We start from the raw sequence: 18,559 nt of genomic DNA, 5'->3' as shown, positions 1-18,559 counted from the left end.
GCCAAAGTCCGCTGAGGTCCCGAGCCGCACCGAGTCGCACCGAGTCGCACCGAGCCGTACGGAAAAGAGAGCCATGAGTGGCCCGGCTCACATGGCGTCCCGGAGGCGGCGCCGACACCATGGTGTCGTCACCCGGCAGGCTGAAGGGATCAACAATGTTCCGCAAGGTGCTGGTCGCCAACCGCGGTGAGATCGCGATCCGGGCGTTCCGCGCGGGCTACGAGCTCGGCGCGCGCACCGTCGCCGTCTTCCCGCACGAGGACCGCAACTCGCTGCACCGGCTGAAGGCCGACGAGGCCTACGAGATCGGAGAGCCGGGGCATCCCGTGCGCGCGTACCTCTCCGTGGAGGAGATCGTCCGCGCCGCACGCCGTGCGGGAGCCGACGCCGTCTACCCGGGCTACGGATTCCTGTCCGAGAACCCCGAACTCGCCCGCGCGTGCGAAGAGGCCGGCATCACGTTCGTCGGACCCAGCGCCCAGATCCTCGAACTGACCGGCAACAAGGCCCGTGCCGTCGCCGCCGCCCGCGAGGCCGGGGTGCCGGTCCTCGGTTCCTCCGCTCCCTCCACCGACGTGGACGAACTCGTCCGCGCCGCCGACGACGTCGGCTTCCCGGTGTTCGTCAAGGCGGTCGCGGGCGGCGGCGGGCGCGGCATGCGCCGCGTCGAGGAACCCGCCCAGCTGCGGGAGGCCATCGAGGCGGCGTCCCGGGAGGCGGCCTCCGCGTTCGGCGACTCCACGGTGTTCCTGGAGAAGGCCGTCGTCGAACCCCGCCACATCGAGGTCCAGATCCTCGCCGACGGCCAGGGCGACGTCATCCACCTCTTCGAGCGGGACTGCTCGGTGCAGCGCCGCCACCAGAAGGTCATCGAACTCGCCCCCGCGCCCAACCTCGACCCGGCACTGCGCGAGAGGATCTGCGCGGACGCCGTGAACTTCGCCCGGCAGATCGGCTACCGCAACGCCGGCACCGTGGAGTTCCTCGTCGACCGCGACGGCAACCACGTCTTCATCGAGATGAACCCGCGCATCCAGGTCGAGCACACGGTCACCGAGGAGGTCACCGACGTCGACCTCGTCCAGTCCCAGCTGCGCATCGCCGCCGGCGAGACCCTGGCCGACCTCGGTCTCGTTCAGGAGAACATCACCCTGCGCGGCGCGGCTCTCCAGTGCCGCATCACCACCGAGGACCCGGCCAACGGCTTCCGCCCCGACACCGGGCAGATCAGCGCCTACCGCTCGCCCGGCGGCTCGGGCATCCGCCTCGACGGCGGCACCACCCACGCCGGTACGGAGATCAGCGCCCACTTCGACTCGATGCTGGTCAAACTCTCCTGCCGGGGCCGGGACTTCCCCACCGCCGTGAACCGCGCCCGGCGCGCCGTGGCCGAGTTCCGCATCCGCGGCGTCGCCACCAACATCCCCTTCCTCCAGGCGGTGCTGGACGACCCGGACTTCCAGGCCGGCCGGGTCACCACCTCCTTCATCGAACAGCGCCCGCACCTGCTCACCGCCCGCCACTCCGCCGACCGCGGGACGAAGCTGCTGACCTACCTCGCCGACATCACGGTCAACAAGCCGCACGGCGAGCGCCCCGACATCGTCGATCCGCTGACCAAGCTGCCACCGCTCGCTGCCGGCGAGCCCCCGGCCGGCTCCCGGCAGCGGCTCACCGAACTCGGCCCGGAGGGCTTCGCCCGGTGGCTGCGCGACTCGGCCACCATCGGCGTCACCGACACCACATTCCGCGACGCCCACCAGTCACTGCTCGCCACCCGGGTCCGCACCAGGGACATGCTCGCCGTCGCCCCGGCCGTCGCGCACACGCTGCCCCAGCTGCTGTCCCTGGAATGCTGGGGCGGCGCCACCTACGACGTGGCCCTGCGCTTCCTCGCCGAGGACCCGTGGGAGCGGCTGGCAGCCCTGCGCGAGGCCGTGCCCAACATCTGCCTCCAGATGCTGCTGCGCGGCCGCAACACCGTGGGCTACACCCCGTACCCGACCGAGGTGACCGACGCCTTCGTCCAGGAGGCCGCGGCCACCGGCATCGACGTCTTCCGCATCTTCGACGCCCTCAACGACGTCGACCAGATGCGGCCCGCCATCGACGCCGTACGCCAGACCGGCACCGCCGTCGCCGAGGTGGCACTGTGCTACACCGCCGACCTCTCCGATCCGTCCGAGCGGCTCTACACGCTCGACTACTACCTGCGGCTCGCCGAGAAGATCGTGAACGCCGGCGCGCACGTCCTGGCCGTCAAGGACATGGCCGGCCTGCTGCGCGCCCCGGCCGCCGCGACCCTCGTGTCCGCCCTGCGCCGGGAGTTCGACCTGCCGGTGCACCTGCACACCCACGACACCACCGGGGGCCAGCTCGCCACCTACCTCGCCGCGGTCCAGGCCGGCGCGGACGCCGTGGACGGGGCGGTGGCGTCCATGGCGGGCACCACCTCGCAGCCGTCCCTGTCGGCGATCGTCGCCGCCACCGACCACACGGAGCGGCCCACCGGCCTCGACCTCCAGGCCGTCGGCGACCTGGAACCGTACTGGGAGAGTGTCCGCAAGGTGTACGCGCCCTTCGAGGCGGGCCTGGCCTCACCCACCGGCCGGGTCTACCACCACGAGATCCCCGGCGGACAGCTCTCCAACCTGCGCACCCAGGCCATCGCGCTCGGCCTCGGCGACCGCTTCGAGGACATCGAGGCCATGTACGCCGCCGCCGACCGCATGCTCGGCCACCTGGTCAAGGTCACCCCCTCCTCCAAGGTGGTCGGCGACCTGGCACTCCACCTGGTGGGCGCCGGTGTCTTGCCGGCGGACTTCGAGGCGGAGCCTGACCGGTTCGACATCCCCGACTCCGTCATCGGCTTCCTGCGCGGCGAGCTGGGCACCCCGCCCGGCGGCTGGCCCGAACCGTTCCGCAGCAAGGCGCTGCGCGGCCGCGCCGAGGCCAAGCCCTTGCCGGAGCTGACCGCGGACGACCGCACCGGCCTGGCCAAGGAACGCCGGACGACGCTCAACCGGCTGCTGTTCCCCGGACCGGCGCGCGAGTTCGACACCCACCGCGCCTCCTTCGGCGACACCAGCGTCCTGGACAGCAAGGACTTCTTCTACGGACTGCGCCCCGGCAAGGAGTACACGGTCGACCTCGACCCCGGCGTCCGGCTGCTCATCGAACTCCAGGCGATCGGCGACGCCGACGAGCGCGGCATGCGCACCGTGATGTCCTCCCTGAACGGCCAGCTCCGCCCGATCCAGGTCCGGGACCGCTCGGCGGCCTCCGACGTCCCGGTCACGGAGAAGGCCGACCGGTCGGACCCCGGGCAGGTCGCGGCGCCGTTCGCCGGCGTGGTGACCCTCGCGGTCGCCGAGGGCGACGAGGTGGAGGCCGGAGCCACGGTGGCCACCATCGAGGCGATGAAGATGGAGGCCACGATCACCGCCCCGAGGACCGGCACGGTGACCAGGCTCGCCATCAACCGCATCCAGCAGGTCGAGGGGGGAGACCTCCTCGTCCAGCTCGGCTGAGAACGGTGGCGGCCACGACCCGGCCTCGTCGCACAGTGGCCGCCACCACCGCGTTCACGCCTCCTTCGGAGCCGCCTGCTGCACCACCTCGAAGGACCACACCGTGGACCCGCTCGCCGCCGGCTTCGGGCGTTCGCCGCCCTCCGCGCCACCACCCTGGTGCGCCGTCTTCATGGGCCCCTCCATCCAGGCCCGGAAGGACTCCTCGTCACGCCAGCGCGTATAGACGAGGTAGTCGTCCGTGCCTTCCACGGGCCGCAGCAGCTCGAACCACTCGAACCCGTCGGAACTCTCCACGGCATGGGCCCGCGAGGCGAAGCGCTTCTCCAGCGTCTCGCGCTGCTCGGCGGGAACGGTCAGTACGTTGATCTTGACTACGCTCATGGCCCCATCCTGCCGTATGCCACGGTCAGCAGGGATCGCGCCAGACCCCCAGCTCCGGCCTCTTCAGCATCGAGGACAGCCCGAGCCGACGTGACTCGGGGCAGAAACTGCGGGTCGGCTCGCTGTACTCCACATGGAAGACCGCCTTGTCGGCCTCGACGAACGGCGAGAGCCGCGCGCACTCGCCGTACTCGGCGCACTGCTCGTTGACCGCGAAGTCGAAGTCGTCCACCAACTGCGGGATCTGCGGCAGGTCGTTCTTCAGGCCCACCGCCAGACCGCGTTCGTGGGCGATGTCCGCGATCACGCGGTTGTACGCCAACTGGTCCCGCGCGGTGAGCGGGAAACCGGTCTCGTGGCCGTAGCCCTCCACCAGATCGGGCTCCACTGCGTCGAAGCCCTTCTCACGGCACATGTCGAACCGCCGCTCCATGATCGGCCGCAGTACGGAGATCCGGCGGATGTCGAGCCAGCGTTCACCCCGCCATCCGTTGGGCGCACCCAGCACCGCGAGGGGAAAGGCGTCCCGGTCGGGCCGGAAGTCCTCCCAGGCTCCCACGTTGACGTAACAGATGACCTTGCGGCCGGCACGGTGCAGCCGGGCCACGTCGCCGGCGCCGTTCTCGAAGCCGTCGATGTCGTAGACCGGCACGTCCGCCGAGGGATCGACCCGCCCGTCGAGCTGCCACTGCCAGGCCGCGCCGGGCCGTGGCTGCCACACCGAGGCCGCGGACGGGTCCGGCGGCGGTGTGCCGTCCGCACCCGAACACCCGGTCACCACCGAGAGGGCGAGGGCCGCCGACGCGGCGAACGCCCGCCCCCTCCTCCTCAGCACTGCGCTCCGGTCAGTACGGGCGTCAGCCGGGCCCAGGGATTGGGCAGCTCACCCGTGACCGGCCCGGAGACCGCGGCGCCGCGCTCGCGCGCGGTGCGCACGGCGAGCGGGGCCAGGGCCTCGGGCACCCCGTACACCAGGTGGCAGAACCTCTCAGCCGGGTGCCTCCGCGTCCAGTCCGGCCGGCTGAACGCGGAGACGTAGGCGGACCAGGATCCCTCGAAGGTGACGACCAGGTCGGCCAGACGCGCGTAACCCGGTGCCGGGTGAACCCCCGGATTCAGCACGACCGGGGCCGAGCCCTGCCGGCGCAGACCACGTACCAGCGCTCTGTGGGCGGGCAGTTCGGTCGCGGCCGAACTCACCCGGTCCAGAAAGCACCCGTCGGCCGCGTACCACTGCCGGTGCCGCCGGGCGTCCTCGGCGACCTCGGCCGCCGGACGCGTGCCGTAGTCCGTGTCGACGTAGCCCAGCAGGCGGGCGCCCGCCGCCCGCAGCGCGCCGGCCGCCGCGGCGAAGGCCGGATCGGGCGCCCGGCCCGGGCCGTTCGCGGGGTTGATGACGACCCCGTACGTGCGGTCGGCCGCAGTGATGAGCCGGTGCCAGGAGCCCGGATCCTCGGCCGGGTGGACGTACAACGGGATCAGCAGGCTCACGACGGACGGCCGCCTTCCGGGGCGCGGGACGGCGGACGTGCGCCGGCCGACCACAGCGCGGCCAGTGACTCGTCCAGTGAGTACGACGGCCGCCAGTCGAGGGCGGTCCGTGCGGCGGCGATGTCGGAACACTGCCAGGACACCTGGTCCGAGCGGGCCGAGCCGGCCCCCTCTTCCTCGATCCGGCCGCGGAAGCCGGCGATGTCCGCGAGCGTCCGTACGAGCCGGCGCACCGGGACGGCGTCGCCGCCACCGATGTTGAGCACGCGCGGCAGCGGCCCGGTCGCGGTGACCGCGCGCTCGACCGCCCGCGCGACGTCGCGCACGTCCACGAAGTCCCGGTACGCCGAAAGGTCGCCCAGCCGGAGCAGGGCGTCCGGGTCCGTGCCGGCCGCGCGCAGCAGTCCGGTGACCCGGCCGGGCAGACCGGAGGGCGGTGCGCCGGGCCCCACCGGGTTGCCGACCCGCAGGACCACCGCGTCCAGCTCACCGGTGGCGATCGTGACGGTGCCGGCCAGCTTGGTGGCGCCGTAGGCGGTCCGGGGCCGGGTGGCCGCCGACTCCGGCACGCAGACCCGTTCGGCCCCCGGCCCGTACTCGGCGGCCGAGCCGAGGTGGATCAGGCGGGCGGTGGGGCGGGCTTGGCGCAGCGCCGCGCAGAGCACGGCGGGGCCGCGGGCGTTGAGCTCGGCGAGCGCCACCGGATCTCCGCCGGTCGCGCCCGCGCAGTTGACGACGGTGTCGACGGCCGCGGACGCCAGGGCCGCCGCGAGCCGGTCGACCGGGTCGGTGGCGAGGTCGACGTGCACGTCGGCGGCGGGGGAGCGGCCGCCGCCGAGGACCCGCGCGCCGGGCAGGGCGCACAGCCGCTCGGCGACGTGGGCGCCCAGATATCCGGTGAAGCCCAGGACGAGAATGCGCATGCGGTGCTCAGGCTCCCTTGAGCAGCAGGGACTTGCGGCTGGTGAACTCGGCGTTGGCCCGGTCGTAGTCGTCGGGGCGGCCGATGTCGAGCCAGTAGCCGTCGAATTCGTAGGCGTGCGGCGGGTCGTCGGCGTGCAGCAGGTCGAGCACCAACTCGTCGAAGCCCAGGGGCAGTCCGGCCGTGTAGCCGTCGAGTGTCGCCCGGGACAGCCCGTACACGCCCATGGAGACCCGGTAGTCCATGCTGGGCTTCTCGGTGAAGGCGACGACCCTGCTCGCCTCGGTGGTCAGGACACCGAAGTCGATGTGCACCTTCCTGGCGTACGTGGCGATGGTCAGCGGCGCGCCGGAGGCGCTGTGCCGGCGCAGGACGTCGGCGTAGTCGAGGTCGGTGAGGATGTCGCCGTTCATGACCAGGAAGTGCTCCGGCAGCCGTTCGCGCATGGTGAGCAGCGGTCCCATGGTCCCCAGCGGGCTCTCCTCGGTGGCGTAGTCGACGGTCAGGCCCCACTGCGAGCCGTCGCCGACGTAGGCGCGGATGATCTCGCCCAGGTGGCCTATGGCGATCGTGCAGCCGGTGAAGGAGGCTGCGGCGAGCTGGCGCAGGACGATCTCCAGGATGGCGTGCTGGTCGCCGATGGGTACGAGCGGCTTGGGCAGCGCGGTGGTGTAGGGCCGCAGCCGGACGCCCTTGCCTCCGGCCAGGATCACTGCGTGCATGAGGTTTCCCCCCTCGGTCAACGTGCCGGTCATGGTCAGATGTTGTAGATGCCGGTCTTGTAGCGGGCGAGGTTGGCCGGGTCGCGGAAGAACTTCACGGTGTGTGCGAGGCCCTGCTGCAGGTCGTGCGCCGGGCTCCAGCCGGTCGCCTCCCGCAGCCGGGTCGCGTCGGCGACGAGCCGCATCACCTCTGAGTTCGCGGGCCGCAGCCGCTGCTCGTCCTCCCGTATGTCGAGCGCGGTGTCCATCACCTTGCCGATGAGCGTCACCAGGTCGCCGACGGAGATCTCGCCGCCGGTCCCGGCGTTGAACGTACGGCCCACGACCCGCTCGGCGGGGGCGGTGCCGACCGCGAGGAACGCCTGCGCTGTGTCTTTGACGAAGGTGAAGTCGCGGGTGGGACGCAGGTCCCCGAGGGTGATGGTGCGTTCGCCGGCCGCGACCTGGCCGATGACGGTGGGGATCACCGCCCGCATGGACTGCCGGGGGCCGTAGGTGTTGAAGGGCCGCAGTGTCACCACCGGCGTGTCGAAGCTGGCGTGATAGCTGTCCGCCAGCCGGTCCCCGCCCGCCTTGGACGCGGCGTACGGCGACTGCGTGTTGACGGGGTGGTCCTCGGTGATGGGCACGGTCCGCGCGGTGCCGTACGTCTCACTCGTGGAGGTGTGCACCAGCCGGGGCGTGCCCTGGGCGCGGACCGCCTCCAGGACGTTCAGGGTGCCGGTGACGTTGGTGTCCACGTAGCTGTGCGGTGCCCGGTAGGAGTACGGGATGGCGATGAGGGCGGCCAGGTGGTAGACGCACTCGGCGTCTTCGACGAGGTGGCGGACCGAACCGGGGTCGCGGACGTCGCCGAGGACGATCTCGACCTGGTCGAGGACGTCGGGGGAGAGGGTCTCCAGCCAGCCGTAGGAGGAGAAGGAGTTGTACTGCGCCATGGCCCTCACCCGGTGCCCGGAGGCGACGAGCGCCTCGGTGAGGTGGGAGCCGATGAATCCCTCGGCTCCGGTGACGGCGGCGAGCGGTGTTGCGGTCACGCGGGATCCTTCCGGTGGGTGAAGCGGTGGGTGAAGCGGTGGGTGAAGCGCTGGTGAGTCGGCCGGTGAATGGGGGGCGGTGCGTCGATGGGCGCGTCGACGGGTGGCGAGGTGTGGCCCGGGCGGGCCCCGCGGTGGGACGGCGATTCCGCCGCGGCCTCACGCATGCGCCGCCGGCCGGCCCAGCAGCCGCAGCACGCACACCGTGAGAAGGAGCGCGGCGCCGCCGCAGCACCACGTCAGGGCGGCTGCCGGACCCGGTGGCGACCCGGCCAGGAAGGACGACCCGGCGCCGGCGGCCGCCGCTAGACACAGGGCGGCCGGCGGCCAGGCCACGCCGAAGGCCTGGAGCAGCAGGGAGGTCCACAGCGCCGTCGCGAGCAGCACCAGCGTGACGGGGTCGGCGTCGACGACCAGCGCCGCGGGCACCAGCGGAGCGAGGTAGACCAGCAGGCAGCCGGCGAGAACGGCCGCCGAGCGCAGCCGGAAACCGGCCGGAGTTCCGGTCGTCCGCAACGCGGCCACCGACAGCCCCCGGTAGCGGTACAGCAGCCACTCCGCCGGCCCCATGCTCAGGGTCAGCACGATGGCCGCCCACGGTTGCTGATGGCCCGTCAGAAACACCAGCGCCCCGGCGGCCAGCCCGAACAGGCCGTACGGCAGGGAGCGGAGCAGACGCGGGCGGGCGGCGTCCGGTACGTGCGCGGTCCGGAGGGTGCCGCGCAGCGCCCAGCCGGCCGCGGCGACGGAGCCGAGCAGCGACAGCAGCGGCAGCCCGGCCCGCAGCACGGTCCCGGGCTCCCACCACGGCAACGTCGCCGCGCCGGCGATCAACGGCGCGAGGGCGGCCAGCAGCAGTCGCTCCCGGCCCAGTACGAGCAGCACCCCGGCGGCCGCGAGGTACCCCGACTGGGCCGTCACGGCCAACGCCGTGGCGCCCGACCCGGCGAGGGCCGCCCCGGCCCCCGTCGCCGCCACCGCGCCCAGCGGCGCCCCTGTGAGGAGAGTGCGGCCCGCCTCCCGGCGTCCGGTCGCCAGCCGCAGATACGCCCGGTGGCCCAGCGCCTGGTTCCACGCCCAGGAGAGAAGCCCCGCCACCACCAGCGCCCGTACCGCGCCGTCCTGGGGCAGCAGGCGCCCGGCGAGTGCGTAGGCGAGTCCCGGCAGTGCGAACAACGCACCCCGCAGGGCGCACCGCACATGGTCGGGCCGCCAGGGATCGGCGGGTCGCGGAGGGTCGGGGAAGGCGCGCGGCACCCGCTCGTACAGTGCCGTGGCCAGGGAGAACAAGTCGGGGTGCCCGTACCGGTCCTGGATCACCTCGCCGGTCAGCCCCTCCGATTCCAGCAGCGCTGCCACCTCGTAGGGATGGACCGCCGGGGCCACGTGGTCGGCCAGTTCGGCCGCCAGCCGGTCGACCGCGTCCCGCCGGGCGTCGTGGCCCGGGCGGACCAGGGCAAGGGTGCGCTGGTCGGCCGTGCGCAGGGCGAGCGTGCGGTCGTCGGCGAGGCGCAGCGCCAGCGTCTCCTGATCCGCGCCGCCGGGTTCCAGGGCCATGGGTCCGCTCATCCGGTCGCACTCCTCACCGGCGGCCCGCCCGCCGTGGCGAACGTGGCCTCCTCGACGGCCGGCGCGCGTGCGGCCGTCCCGCCGAACGCCGACAGCTCCAGGTAGATGGACCGGAAGGTGTCGATGGTCTGGCGGAGCGTGAACTGCTCGATCACCCTGAGCCGGGCCGCCTCGCCCATCGCCCGGCGCCGCTCGGTGTCGGCCAGCAGTTCCAGTGCCGCGGCGGCCATGGCGGCCGGATCGCGCGGCGGTACCACGAGGCCGGTGTCGCCGACGGCCTCCCGGACACCGCCCACGTCCGTGGAGACGGTCGCCCGGCCGCACGACATGGCCTCGATCAGGGTGAAGGGGAAGCCCTCGCTGATACTGGAGAGCATCACGACGTTCCCGGCGGCGTACGCGTCCTTGATGTCCTCGACCCGGCCTTCGAAGGTGACCGCGTCGGCGTGACCGAGCTGTGCCGCCAGCGCCTCGCAGCGCTCCCGGTAGGCCTCGCCGCCGCGCGGGGTGCCGCCGAACAACCGAAGCCGTGCGGCGGGCAGTTCGGACCGTACGAGGGCGAAGGCGCGGATCAGGGTCTCCAGGTCCTTGATGGGGTCGACCCGTCCGGCCCAGCTGAGCACGGGCTGTGCGGGCTCCGGCCCGGCGGGCGGGAACGCGGCCGGGTCCACGCCGTTGTAGACCGTGCGTATGGACTTTGGGGCGGCACCGCCCCGTTCCTCCCACAGCCGGTTGTAGCGGTTGCCCGGGGTGATCAGGGCGGCCCTGCGGTAGGTCTCCTCGGCCAGCAGCCGGAAGAAGCCCAGCAGGAGCGCCTTCACCGGCCAGCGGTAGGGGGCGGTGCGGTAGCCGAGGTAGCGCTCGCGCAGGTAGACGCCGTGCTCGGTCAGCAGCAGCGGCACACCGTGTCGCTCCAGTCCGGCAAGGCCCGGCAGGACCGCGACGCCGCCGCTGACCGCGTGCGACACACCCGCCTTTGGGCACGGGGCGGCCAGCGGACGCAGGGCGTGCTCCAGCAGCGCGGTCGCGGTCACCGCGTCGTGCAGGGTGGGCCGGGCCTCGCGCACCGGCAGCCCCGGCCGGTTCCAGACCGCGGTCAGGATGCCGATCGCCCGGTCCCCGCGCAGGAACGGACCGAGCCGGCCGTCCGCGGCGGCCCGGGCGAGCCGGTACAGGGCGGGGCCGAACCCGTCCTCGGCGCGCGGGTCGAGCAGTGCGCTCACGAAACGTTCGTAGGCGTCGGCGAGCCGGTTGCGCTCCCGCCCGCGAGGCGGACGCCCTTCGGGTACAGGCCCCCACATGGGGACGGAGACGACTCGCAAGACGTGCTCGGGGATGTCCCAGACGAGCGGCTCGCGTCCGGTGCCGGTGACGGCGACGACCTCGAAGTCGAGGTCGGGCATGCCGGTGACGAGTTGGTCGCACCAGACGCTCACACCGCCGTGACTGTGCGGGTAGGTGCCTTCGGTGAGCAGGGTGACGCGCGCCGCGCCCGAGCGGCGCGCGCCGTGGTGAACGTGCATGGATGTGCTCCACGGCCGAGGTGGGTGTGCGGACCTTCGGTGGTGGGCGGTGCTCAGCGCCGCGCGCCGTACGGCACCGGCTCCGTCACGCCGGCCGGTACCCGGGTGGGCGGCGCGGTGGGCGTGGCGCCGACCGTGTCGTCGGGAGGGCTGACCGGGACGCCCCGGGCCGCGGTCGAGGACGGCAGGGTGAGGGACAGCGTCCCGCCGGCCGTCGCGGTCCAGCCGGAGAGCGCGCCGGCGTAGGCGCCGCCGAAGCCCGTGCTCCCGCGCAGGGTGCCCGTGGGCATCGTCGCCGTCACGGCCACGCCGCCCGGCGCCTGGACGGTCACGGTGTCGCCGACGCGGTAGGCGGTGACCTGCCCGGCGTCGACCGCGTCCCGCCAGGCGGCGCGGCGCCGCATCTCGACGCCGATGTCCTCCATCCGGAGGTTCACCACCGGGGTGCTGTCGGTGAACAGGCCGTCGTAGCCCTTCAGTACGCCGTCGAGGACGGGGTAGGCGATGCGGTCCTCGGCGAGGTTCGACTGGTGGATGAAGTGCGGCTTGGGGTCGTTGGACAGGACGTGCCCGAGAGCGATCCGCGTCTCCAGCGGCACGATGTGCTCGGCGTAGCCCGTGGCGGTGTCCAGGGGGGCGGACAGGCAGGTGGAGGTGGCGGGGTTGTCCTCGCAGATGCCGCTGCCGCCCTGGGCGCGGCTGGTGTAGATCCAGTTGTACTCGTCGACCTGTTCGGCCGCCCGTCCGGCGTTGTAGAAGACGTTCATCGGATAGCGGGAGACCGTCGTGGCGCTGCCGACCTGTCGCAGGACGGGGTCACGGGAGTTGTCCGACGCGAGCCAGGTGATGCCGGTGTCCGTCAGGGCGGGGCCCAGGTTCGGGTTGTCCTCGGGTTGCTGGGGGGTGACCTTCAGGCCCGAGTGCTCACCGGTCACCAACTCGTCGTTGTCCAGCGGGAGTCCGGCGCCCTCGCCCCAGACGCGGTTGGTCGCGATCTCGTCGGCGATCTCGTTCCGGCTCATCCACTGTGTACTGCCGTCGGGGTTCGTCGCGCACTTCCACGGGACCACGCCGACGTCCTGCCGGCAGCCCAGGAAGGCGTGCGTGTACGTGTGGTTGATCCAGCGGAAACGGTCGCGTTCGGTGATCAGCCGGTCGGCGAGCGGGTCGGCTCCATCGTTGTCCTGGCGGTGGTCGACGCTGCCGGAGCCGTTGTAGGCCAGGTCGAGCGTGAAGTCCCGGCTGTCCTGCCAGGCGGTGGCGTGGTCGACGTCGGCCGGGACCATGCGGATCGGGTTCGGTGTGCCCTCGCCCGGCAGGCAGTCCACGTCGCCAGGAGTGCAGTTGAGCTCGGTGTCCCAGCGGTCGTCGGCCGCGAAGACGTCGTCGACGTGCACGGCGAAGTAGTTGCGGTCGGCGCCGAGATGGATCCCACCGGTCATCCACTCCACGATGCCCCGGGCGAGCAGCCGGAACTGCTGCTGGTGCTGGTTGTAGACGAACGTGACGACGAGTTCGCGCCGCCCGTCGTGCCGATACTCGCCCACCAGGGAGCCCTTGGTCGCCCGCCCGGGTATCGCGGCCTGGACGTACGGCACGAAGTCGGCCCCCGGCGCGGGTGTCGAGAGGTAGGCGTAGGACTCGCCCACGGTGGGGGAGTTGTCCTCGAACGGAACCGCCCCGTCCAGGTAGCCGAAGGGGCCGGCCAGCCCGGCTTGCGTCACCTCCGCGCGGACACCGTCGACGCTGCCGGCGTACCCGGTGCCGACCGCGTACTGGAGTCCGACCTCGGGGCGCGCGTAGGTGTAGGCGTCGACCTGCGGGATCGCGTATGTCTGCTCGTAGCTCACGAGCGCCGCCATCTCGGCCGAGTTCACCGGGAAGGGATTGTCGTTGGGCAGGACGACGGCCTGGAACCTGGCGCGCGGTTGTCCGTCCACGGTGTCCGCCAGGAACCCGGCGTCGATCACGGGCCGGCCGGCGTCCTCCAGGTCGACCTCCGTGTACGGCGTGCCCGCGGTCTTCAGCTCGGCGGCAATGGCGTCGGTGGCCGGCCCTCCGTCGCTCACGACCAGCACGCGCAGGTCGACGCGCGGTGCCGGGGTGTCGGCGGCGTGGACCGGGCCGGCCGGTATGCCGAGCGACGCTATCAGCGCGCCGACTGCGAGCGCCGTAGTGCGAATGGTCCGCTTCATGCGGTGAGATTCCCTCCCCCGGGCAGGGGTGTGGGCACGCTCCTGCCGGAGCCCGTCCCACCCCGTGACCACGCCGTCGCCCCCCTGAGACGCCGGTCGTCGACGTTTCCGTCGCGTCACATAGTGAGGCTCGTGTGGAGCTTTTGTGTGCCTGCTGCGGAACTTGACGGAAAAGCGTATGTGTCTATTTACCCGGAACGGGCACGGTTCAGAGCGCCGGCGAGCGTCGCGTTCCGCGCGGTGCGCTGCACCGGCAGGCCCGTGTGCTGCGGCGAGCGGGAAGCGGCGGGCGCGGAATGCCGGCCTCCGTGGGGCGTGCGCGGCCAATGGTCTCGACCAGTGCGCTGACCGGGCGTGGAGCGAGATCAGGTCAGTCGTGATGTTGCTCGCGCCGTCGGCGGCCGCCCGGTCGCGGGTCGGCCGCCGACAGTGCTCACTGCGTGGGGAAGCCTGCGGTCACGGGCACAGGACGCGGGTCTCCGGCGTGTGGACCGGCCCACCGCTGACGCTCGTGCTGTCGCTGAACTCGGCGTAGAAGTACGAGTAGAAGCCGATGTTGCCGTTGCAGCCGGAGTCGGCGGCGACCTGCAGAGCCAGGGTGACGGTGCGGCTCTGGCCGGGCGGGATCGTGGCGCCGTAGTTGGTGCCGAGGTCGGCGGGGCCGGTCCCGGCGCACGGGACGGCGCCGGCCTCCGACGCCAGGCTGCATCCGGTGAACTCGTACTTGAGGTCGGGCCGCTGGGTGGTCAGCCAGGTCGGGTCGATCGTCTGGTACACGAACCAGATGTCGTACGTCCTGTTGTTCTTGATCGTCATCGACAGGTTCACCGTGCCGCCGGGCTGGGTGGTCGCCGCGTCGGTGCTGAACGTCAGTTCGGCCGGGGCGGGATCGGCGGCGCTCGCGGAGGGCGCCAGGCCGAACAGGGCGAGGGCGAGGGCGATGATCGTGGCGAGACCGAGGCGTCTCGTTCGTGTGGATCGCATGGCCCGGGACACTAGGCACGGCCTCGGCGCACCGTCTGCACCACCGGGAACACGGAGAACGGGACTCGGCCGGAAGTGTGCGTGTGGTGAAGTGTCTGTGACGGCTTCTTCACAAGCAGTGCTGAGCGGTGTTCGCGCATGACAGCGCAAGGGTCCGGCGCCGAATCCGCCCGGGTGGGACCACCGGCCGTACCCTCGACGGCAATGGCGGATTCCGGGTGCCTGCCCTCGCGGGCCCGCAGTCCGACGCGCTGCGAGCGCCCGGTGACCGCGCGCCCTGGGGCGCATGCGCAGTCCCACGCGAGCGGCTCCCCGTCCCAGGACTGACCTGCCGCGTTCCGGCGGTGCGGTAGCGGCATTGTCAGTGCCATGGACGAGAATGCGGGCAAGCGAGATCAACACCGGCCGGAGCGGGTAGGCGGTCTCGAGTCCCCTGTCCCGAAAGGCCGCAGCCGATGCCGCTTACCGTCGTCCACTCGCAGACCGCCGAACCCCGTGTGACCGGGCGCCGTGGGCCCCGCCCGTGCGCCCCGCTCAGCCTCGCCGAGGCCGACGTCCTGCGGATCGTCGCCGACACGCGTACGCCCGTGTTCGTCACCGTCCGCGCGGGCGGACGACGCAGATACAGCTACTGGCGGCCGCTGGACTCGGTCACGGGCAGAGGCGGCTGCTACGCGGCGCTGCCCACCGCCGAGTGCGACAAGCTCCACGCCGCCGGCCGGATCGCGCTGGGCGACCCGCTGACCGACCCGGCCAGGACCACCTACCGGGTCACGGCCGTCCGCACCCCGGCCGGACCCGCGCGCGCCGTGCGGGCCCGGCCGCACGCGGCGTGAGCACACGGAGCGGAGTGGTCGTCCGAAGTCCCGGGCTGAGGAGGCGGGGCTGTCCTGAGGTGAGGCGGAGGGGATGACGAGGTCACACGACGCCGGTGACGACGCCGCCGAGGAGAACCTCCTCGAGGGGCTGCGGGTCGACCAAGGCAGGCCGGAGAAGCCCGTCCTGCTCACCGCGGAGGGGAGCCCCATCGGCACCTGGCGGGAGAACCATCCGTACGACCGCAAAGTGCGCAGGTCCGCCTATGAGCGGGAGAAGCGGATCCTGCAGATCGAGCTGCTCAAGATGCAGCGCTGGGTCAAGGAGACCGGGCAGCGGATCGTCGTCCTCTGCGAGGGCCGCGACGCGGCCGGCAAGGGCGGCACCATCCAGCGCTTCACCGAACGCCTCAACCCCCGCGGCGCCCGCGTGGTCGCCCTCGACAAACCGACCGAACGGGAGGCGGGGCAGTGGTACTTCCAGCGCTACGTGGCCCACCTGCCCGCCCGCGGCGAGATCGTCTTCTTCGACCGCTCCTGGTACAACCGGGCGGGCGTCGAGCGGGTGATGGGCTTCTGCACGGAGCCCGAGTACCGCCAGTTCCTCCAGCAGGCGCCGTTGTTCGAGCGCCTGCTCACCGACGACGGCGTCCTGTTGGTGAAGTACTGGTTCTCCGTCTCCCGGGCCGAGCAGCGGACCCGGTTCGCGATCCGCCAGGTCGACCCGGTACGCCGCTGGAAGCTTTCGCCGACGGATCTCTCCTCGCTGGACCGCTGGGACGACTACACCACGGCCAAGGTCGACATGTTCCGTGCCACCGACACACCGCACGCGCCCTGGACGGTCGTCAAGAACAACGACAAGCGCCGCGGCCGGCTGGAGGCCATGCGCAGCCTGCTGGACCGCTGCGACTACCCGGCCAAGGACCACCAGGCCGTGGGCCCTCCCGACCCGCTGATCGTGGGCCCCGCCGACACCCTGCTCGAAGCCGGTGAGGAGCCTGCCGACCTCTCGCCGACACCGCTGGCCGGACATGGTGACGGTCCGGGCACCCACCCGGGTCGGGTGGACTGACACCGGCCATCCGGCCCGCGTGGTGCGCGCCTCTCGTGCCGCCGTGCGGATCAGTGCCCCGGCGACGCCCTGAGCGCGGGATCCGGGGCCGCCCGCCTCGACCGCCCCCTACTCCGCCCACGGTGAGTCGAGGATGGTGCGGACGAAGTCCCCGCGCTCGAAACCCGGTACGTAGTGCGCGAGCACGTCCGCCTTGACGTTGCCGAAGGAGGTGTCCGGTTTGGGCCGCACGCCGTCGGTGAACGCCCCCAGGATGCGACGCTTGAAGTCGGGACGCGGATGCAGGGCGACGACCGCGGCCCGCTGGTCCTCGGGAACGTCGTGGTAGCCGATACCGAGGACGTCGTACTCCACGCCCGCGGTGACCAGTGCCACCTCCGGCTCCATGAATTCCGGGACGCCGGGGGTGGTGTGCAGGGCGATCGCGGTCCACACCCGCCGGACGCTGTCCTCGGGCACCTCCCGCGCGCGCAGGAAACGGCGCGCCTCGTCGGCGCCGTCCACCTCGAAACGCCGGCCGCTGCCGTGGAAGGCCTCGTTCAGGCCCAGGTCGTGGAACATGGCGCCGACGTACAGCAACTCCGGATCGAAGCTCAGGTCCCGATTGCGGCCCTGCAGGGCGCCGAAGAAGTACACCCGGCGCGAGTGGTGGTAGATCAGCTCGTTCGTGCTGTCCCGTACCAGCTCGGTCGCCTCCCGGGCCAGCTTCGTGTCGGGGACGCGCACTCCGGTCGTGGAGAAGTCACCGGTCGCGTACGGGTCACCGGCCGTGGAAGGGCCGTGGCCACCGGCCGTGGAAGGGTCGTTCGTCATCGCCAACCGCCTGTTCTCGGGCTGCCGGCGTTTCCGGCTGCCGTGTCCAGTCTGCGCAGCGCGGGATGGTGGCGCCATGGCCACCCGGCCGAATGCCCCGCAGATACGGACACGCGCCGCCGGCCTAGCCGCCGGCGACGAGCCAGGGGCGCGGATCGGTGTAGTACCCGTCGAGGACGACTTCGAAGTGCAGGTGGGGACCGGTGGACAGCCCGGTGGAGCCGACCCGTCCGACCGGGGTGCCGGCCTCCACGGTCTGTCCCACGGCGGCCTCCAGGGATGACAGGTGGCTGTAGGTGGTCTGCAGCGGTTTGCCCTCGATGGTCCCGTGGTCGATCACGACGCGGTTGCCGTACGCGGAGGTCAGCGCGGCGAACACGATGCGTCCCTGCCGGGCGGCGACGACCTGCGCTCCCTGGGGCGCGGCGAAGTCCACGCCGGTGTGCAGCTTGGTCACCCCGGTCAGCGGGTGCTCCCGCGACCCGTAGGGCGAGGAGATGGTGAGCTCGCTCACCGGAGCGGCCAGCAGCGCGCCGGCCGCCGCGCCCGCGCCGCCGCCGGTATCGGCCCGGTCGAGCGCCTCGTAACGCGGGAGCAGGGCCTCGACCTCGGCGAGGTAGGTCTCGGCCGTGGGCGGGACGCGCCCCGCCTTCGTCACGGCGTCCGTTCCCGACGAGTACGCGGCGAGGGTCAGGTCCACGAGGTCCCCGTTGACCCGGCCCTCGGTGCGCAGTTCGGTCACCTTCTCGGCGAGGGAGCAGTCCTGCCGGCCGAGCGCCATGATCGCGTCCGCCGGGTCGCGGGGCGAGGAGTTCCCGTTGCCGTCGTCGTCCTTGCCCCAGGTTCGCCACTCGGTGTCGGTGAACGCGGCGATGCCCTTCTCGCCGGAGAGCTCGTCCGTGTCGTCCCGCCAGCCGGAGAGCTGGTCGATCTGAGCGGCGAGCACGGACGGTTCGAGGATCGTGCAGGCGGAGGCCGCCTTGCGCAGCCATGGGATGTAGGAGGGGTCGATGTCGACCGCCGCGGCCTGATCGGAGTCGGTGTCCTCGGGCCACGGGGACGGCAGACCGCCCGTCAGCGCGAAGAAGGCGGCCACGCCGGTGACGGTCACCAGCCCCGGCAGCAGCAGCAGCGTGAAGGGCCCGGGACCGCGGCGCTTCCGCTTCCCGCCCTGTTCCGGTTGGTCCGTCTGCTCCGTCTGTGCTGCTTGTGCGGGGTGTGCCGGGTGTTCCGACTGTTGCTCGTCCGTGTCTTGGGCCGGCCCCGCCACGGTCGGCCGCTCGTCGTTCACCTGCGGCACGCGCCGGGACCTGATGCTCACGAAGGGAAGATAACGCCCTGTTCCGGTGAGCGTCAGGAGACCCCGAGGCAGAAGGGCATGCCCGAACGGGCAGAGCCACCGGAGCCCGACGGCCCCGGACGCCCGCACGAAGGTCCCCTCCTGGCCGTTGACCCCGGAGATGACGAGAGTTACGTTGCCGAACTGTAAGAAGGTTAAT

General features: G+C 72.3%; 15 protein-coding genes. 3 read left to right on the top strand and 12 right to left on the bottom strand.

Translation table 11 applies throughout. The annotated features are described in order from the left end of the window. Nucleotides 1–155: 155 nt before the first annotated feature. The gene (locus ABEA26_RS28765) at nt 156–3,530 is read left to right on the top strand and encodes a pyruvate carboxylase (protein ID WP_345596279.1); all 3,375 of its coding nucleotides are present in this window, start codon (nt 156–158) and stop codon (nt 3,528–3,530) included. A 54-nt stretch (nt 3,531–3,584) separates the two neighbouring features. Here the strand turns inward: ABEA26_RS28765 and ABEA26_RS28760 are convergent, their stop codons facing one another. The 10 genes from ABEA26_RS28760 to ABEA26_RS28715 form a co-directional block, all read right to left on the bottom strand. Next, the gene (locus tag ABEA26_RS28760) at nt 3,585–3,914 is read right to left on the bottom strand and encodes an antibiotic biosynthesis monooxygenase family protein (protein WP_345596278.1); all 330 of its coding nucleotides are present in this window, start codon (nt 3,912–3,914) and stop codon (nt 3,585–3,587) included. 25 nt (nt 3,915–3,939) lie between these two features. Further along, entirely contained in the window at nt 3,940–4,746 is an 807-nt protein-coding gene (locus ABEA26_RS28755) for an endo alpha-1,4 polygalactosaminidase (protein ID WP_345596281.1), read from the bottom strand. Next, a complete protein-coding gene (locus ABEA26_RS28750) occupies nt 4,743–5,405 on the bottom strand; it encodes a spherulation-specific family 4 protein (RefSeq protein ID WP_345596277.1) in 663 nt (220 codons plus the stop codon). Before ABEA26_RS28750 ends, ABEA26_RS28755 begins: the two co-directional genes overlap by 4 nt. Next, a complete protein-coding gene (locus ABEA26_RS28745; RefSeq protein ID WP_345596276.1) occupies nt 5,402–6,328 on the bottom strand; it encodes an NAD-dependent epimerase/dehydratase family protein in 927 nt (308 codons plus the stop codon). The genes ABEA26_RS28750 and ABEA26_RS28745 overlap by 4 nt, the downstream gene beginning before the upstream one ends. Nucleotides 6,329–6,335: 7 nt before the next feature. After that, a complete protein-coding gene (locus tag ABEA26_RS28740) occupies nt 6,336–7,049 on the bottom strand; it encodes a nucleotidyltransferase family protein (protein WP_345596280.1) in 714 nt (237 codons plus the stop codon). Between the two features lie 35 nt (nt 7,050–7,084). Next, the gene (locus ABEA26_RS28735) at nt 7,085–8,086 is read right to left on the bottom strand and encodes a GDP-mannose 4,6-dehydratase (protein ID WP_345596275.1); all 1,002 of its coding nucleotides are present in this window, start codon (nt 8,084–8,086) and stop codon (nt 7,085–7,087) included. 159 nt (nt 8,087–8,245) lie between these two features. After that, nucleotides 8,246–9,655 carry a hypothetical protein gene (locus tag ABEA26_RS28730; protein ID WP_345596274.1) on the bottom strand — a complete coding sequence of 470 codons (1,410 nt, stop codon included), beginning with the start codon at nt 9,653–9,655 and terminating at the stop codon, nt 8,246–8,248. Then, on the bottom strand, nt 9,652–11,178 hold the full coding sequence (gene pelF, locus ABEA26_RS28725; protein WP_345596273.1) for a GT4 family glycosyltransferase PelF: 1,527 nt from the start codon (nt 11,176–11,178) through the stop codon (nt 9,652–9,654). The genes ABEA26_RS28730 and pelF overlap by 4 nt, the downstream gene beginning before the upstream one ends. 53 nt (nt 11,179–11,231) lie before the next feature. Continuing rightward, nucleotides 11,232–13,373, bottom strand: a complete 2,142-nt coding sequence (locus tag ABEA26_RS28720) for a hypothetical protein (RefSeq protein ID WP_345596272.1) — start codon at nt 13,371–13,373, stop codon at nt 11,232–11,234. A 456-nt stretch (nt 13,374–13,829) separates the two neighbouring features. Continuing rightward, entirely contained in the window at nt 13,830–14,357 is a 528-nt protein-coding gene (locus ABEA26_RS28715; protein WP_345596271.1) for a hypothetical protein, read from the bottom strand. A gap of 455 nt (nt 14,358–14,812) precedes the next feature. On the opposite strand from ABEA26_RS28715, the gene ABEA26_RS28710 reads away from it, so the two are divergent. Together ABEA26_RS28710 and ppk2 are read left to right on the top strand one after the other, a co-directional pair. Further along, on the top strand, nt 14,813–15,193 hold the full coding sequence (locus tag ABEA26_RS28710; protein WP_345596270.1) for a hypothetical protein: 381 nt from the start codon (nt 14,813–14,815) through the stop codon (nt 15,191–15,193). Nucleotides 15,194–15,266: 73 nt separating this feature from the next. Beyond that, nucleotides 15,267–16,247 carry a polyphosphate kinase 2 gene (gene ppk2 / locus ABEA26_RS28705; RefSeq protein WP_345596268.1) on the top strand — a complete coding sequence of 327 codons (981 nt, stop codon included), beginning with the start codon at nt 15,267–15,269 and terminating at the stop codon, nt 16,245–16,247. A 108-nt stretch (nt 16,248–16,355) separates the two neighbouring features. Here the strand turns inward: ppk2 and ABEA26_RS28700 are convergent, their stop codons facing one another. Continuing rightward, nucleotides 16,356–17,060, bottom strand: coding sequence for an HD domain-containing protein (locus ABEA26_RS28700; protein ID WP_345596267.1), 705 nt, complete (start codon nt 17,058–17,060; stop codon nt 16,356–16,358). Nucleotides 17,061–17,184: 124 nt separating this feature from the next. Beyond that, nucleotides 17,185–18,381 (bottom strand): M23 family metallopeptidase, encoded by a 1,197-nt coding sequence (locus tag ABEA26_RS28695; protein ID WP_345596266.1) that lies wholly within the window; start codon nt 18,379–18,381, stop codon nt 17,185–17,187. Nucleotides 18,382–18,559: the final 178 nt, after the last annotated feature.

It is taken from the genome of Streptomyces marokkonensis (assembly GCF_039539045.1).
Lineage (GTDB): Bacteria > Actinomycetota > Actinomycetes > Streptomycetales > Streptomycetaceae > Streptomyces > Streptomyces marokkonensis.
Note: the sequence above shows the minus strand (reverse complement) of the source record. Positions and strands in the feature narration are given on the sequence as shown.